This is a genomic window from Microcystis sp. M090S1, assembly GCF_020246295.1.
GTDB lineage: Bacteria > Cyanobacteriota > Cyanobacteriia > Cyanobacteriales > Microcystaceae > Microcystis > Microcystis aeruginosa.
The window spans coordinates 1-2,519 of sequence record NZ_JADBTF010000056.1 but is presented as its reverse complement, the minus strand read 5'-3'; the positions used below and the strand labels follow the sequence as shown (position 1 = coordinate 2,519).

The window sequence follows — 2,519 nt, the reverse complement described above, 5'->3', positions numbered from 1 at the left end:
TTCCCCACTTCATAATTCATAATTCCCACACCTCACCAACAAACTTTTTGCCGCAAACCCTAACTAGAAATCGATCGAGTCTTCATGATTAAGAATTGCTTGCAGTATTTCTAGGGGAACAGTAGCAAAGTATTGCTGGAGAAAGTTTTCTAGGGCCACCGCTTCTAGAAATTGTTCAATCTTATTAATTTTTGCCTCATGATTGACTAATTCAAAGGATAAATTTTCTTGATTTTTCTTGACTTTAAAGCCATTTTCTGCTAGGGAAATTAATCCTAATTCTAGGGTATGATAACTGAGGTTTAAGCGGTTTTGTAATTGTTGACGGGAAATACTGGTTTTAGTTCTAGCTAAATATTTCCCGATCCCGACAAGGTTTATCCATGTAGTGTGAGCGGATTTTTTCAAAGGACTACCATAGGCAAGAACTAACTTTTTATCCCGTAAAATTGCCTGTTGATATTCCCGGGAAAGTTTTGTCCAATCCCGGGGACATTCCCAGAGAAAAAGGGGATTTAATTGGCTAACTTCTCGATTAATTTCTCGATGGCGATTGTCGATTAAAAAATCTTTTTTATCGCTATAGGTTAGGGATTCTTGTTGATAGGGATGCAGGGCAATTAAGCGCACTTCATAGCGATTTTTGTAGGTATTAAAATCTAATTCGACTACGGCATCATAACGGGTATCGGAAGCAATTTCGTCTTTGTGATGACCCCACCACATACCGGGGAATCCCTGATCGATTGAACTATCCCATATCTCAAAAGTTGTCCGGGGATAAGCGATTTTTCTGCCTTTGAAATCCTCAAGATTTTTATGCCAAAGATTGTGAAAATAACAATTTTGAATTAATAGCTTCGGTGTCGGATTACCCATCCCGCAGGGTTCCAGTAATTTTAATTCTCTAAATAGACTTTTTCCCAATTGGGAAACCGTCACCACCGCAGCCACTTCTATCTCGGAAGAAAGGGAAGTTAAATCAATTCCTGTGCGTCGCAATTGTTGATTAATTCCCTCAATAAATAGGGGTAAATTTTCTATAGTTAAACTTAAACCTGCGGCCAAAGGATGACCACCAAAACGATGTAAAAGATGGGATTGAGAGGATACTAATTGATAGAGATCGATATCACGAATTGACCGAGCGGAACCCTTAGCAAAAGGTGGCTCACTGGTACTTAATAAAATTGTTGGTCGCTGGTATTCTTGGGCAATTTGTCCCGCAACTAATCCTAAAATTCCCGCCAGCCATTGGGGATCATCTAAAATAATTACATTAGTGGTGGAAAGATCAATTCTTTCTAGTTTTTTCTGAACTTGTTTAATAATATCCCGTTGGATTTCTTGGCGACGAATATTGGCCAATTCCGCTTGTTCAGCTAATTCGTGACAACGTTTTTCATCTTCACTGGTAAGTAATTCTACACAAAATCTGGCATCGCCATAAATGCGACTGACGGCATTAATGCGCGGTCCAATACCGAAGGATATATCCATCGGTCTATCTCCGGTTTTGTTACATAAATCCAGTAATTTTTTAACTCCCAAACGCTGAGTGTTTTGCAGTTTTTTAAGACCTTTTTGGGCTAAATAACGACATTCTCCCGTCAATTTGACTAAATCGGCAATTAAACCAATCGCAACTAAATCCAGTAAATTTTCTAGGGGTTTTCTGGGAATATCTGCCAGGGTTAAATACATCGCTTCCACTAATTTATAAGCAACGGCAACCCCAGAAAGATGATAGAAAGGATGGGTTTCCACAAAGTAGCGGGGATTAATCAGGGCAATCACCTCGGGGCGCTCGTCGGGTAGGGTATGATGATCGGTGATGATAATATCGATACCTAGACTGTTTGCATAGTCAATTTCGGCGATATTCGTGCTTCCCGTGTCACAGGTGACGATTAAACTGGTTCCTTGATGCGCTAGTTTCTCGATACCGGGACAATTGAGGCCGTGGGATTCTTTTTGGCGATCGGGTATGTAATAATCTAACTGTTGATAGGGTGGGAAAAACTGTCCCAATCCTTCCCAGAGGACAGTGGTAGCGGTGACACCATCGGCATCGAAATCCCCCCAAATAGTCACTTTTTCGCCTTTATTTAGGGCTTTTTCCAGTCTTTTGACGGCGAAGTTCATTTCTTGCCCAAAATCAAAGGGAGTTTTTGACTGATAAGCTTTCTCATCCAGAAACGTCCCCAGAGTCGCCACATCCCGGACACCGCGATGCCATAATATTTGTGCCACGACGCTGCCATCCGACTCTGGGGTGTAGTCTTGGACTATTTTTAAAAACTCTTGGGGAAGAGACACCGATGGGGGAATTTGCCAGTTAGACACGGGATATCAGGGAAAAAGTAAAAAAGGTGGCAGTTTTTGTGATTTTCCCTATCTCCATTTAGGGCTTGCTGAATAAATGTGAAATGTAGGCAAGGTAAGGGTTTTGTGGCTTTACGAGCGAAACAGGTGCAAGATTTTGAGAGAATCGTGCTTCAAAACCTTGCGTCTTCATC

Annotated in this window: 1 protein-coding gene; it reads right to left on the bottom strand. The window is 41.2% G+C overall.

Features of this window, described 5'->3' with window-relative positions; genetic code table 11:
• Positions 1-63: 63 nt before the first annotated feature.
• Positions 64-2,346 (bottom strand): single-stranded-DNA-specific exonuclease RecJ, encoded by a 2,283-nt coding sequence (gene recJ / locus IM477_RS02305; protein WP_287730400.1) that lies wholly within the window; start codon positions 2,344-2,346, stop codon positions 64-66.
• Between the last annotated feature and the right edge of the window lie 173 nt (positions 2,347-2,519).